The organism is Mucilaginibacter sp. P4_G9 (assembly GCF_056400985.1).
Map to the genome: position 1 here is coordinate 1 of NZ_JBFUKF010000855.1, position 881 is coordinate 881.

General features: G+C 37.6%; 2 protein-coding genes. Both read left to right on the forward strand.

From position 1 onward, the window contains the following. Nucleotides 1-228: TolC family protein (locus tag AC1DPZ_RS28155; RefSeq protein ID WP_477409758.1), on the forward strand; the 228-nt coding region annotated here is incomplete at its 5' end. A 194-nt stretch (nucleotides 229-422) separates the two neighbouring features. Next, on the forward strand, nucleotides 423-881 hold a 459-nt coding region (locus tag AC1DPZ_RS28160; protein WP_477409760.1), incomplete at its 3' end, for an outer membrane beta-barrel protein.

Below are 881 nucleotides of genomic sequence, written 5' to 3' on the forward strand. Positions count from 1 at the left end.
ACTTCAGCTTATGAACGCTACACAGTGCTTGTTGAACAGGTAAAAGCATACGGCGAATCATTCAGAATAGCCGAGATCCGCTTCAACGCAGGTGTGTTAACCTCATATGATTTTGTACTGGCTAAAAACAACCTCGACAGATCGAAAATAAACCTTATTAACGCCCGCTACGATTGTTACATCTACAATAAAATACTGGATTATTACCAGGGCAAGTTAGCGCTGTAAAAGCTGCCGGATTTATAAAAACGTTCTGTTTTTGTCGCAAAAAAATTCATAATATCCGGTTTATAAAGTTTTGCTTAGGGGCAAGCTTTATAAACCGGATATTTCTGATTTATGTGGAACTATATTATCCACTTTTGCATTCTCTTATTAATTATTATAATATTTTTGCCTTCGAAAACATAATCCCTTGAAAAATGAAAAAATCAATCTTAATTACGTTCACTATTTGCATGCTAACCGTAGGTATGGCATCAGCACAAGTATTGCCAAGTTTTTCTTTTGGTGCAAAAGCAGGATTAAACTTCTCCAGCTTTCCCTCAAATGGAAAATATGATAATAGCAATAAAGCCGGTTACCTGGCAGGCGTATGGGCAAGGGTAGGTGGTCTTGGTTTTAATTTTCAGCCTGAAATGTATTTTACTTCAAAAAATATAGATGTTAAGGATGACCAGGGAAATATTAATAAGGCAAAATTTACCAGCCTTGATGTGCCACTGTTATTAGGTGCAAAAGTTGGCGCTTTTGGTTTAGGCGGACGTTTCTACGGAGGGCCTGTTTTTTCATTCGCTATAAATAAAGACCAAAATCTTAGTGGTGCCACCAAAGAGGCAACCAGTTTAAACTACAAGGATGCCAACTACGGGATCCAGGTA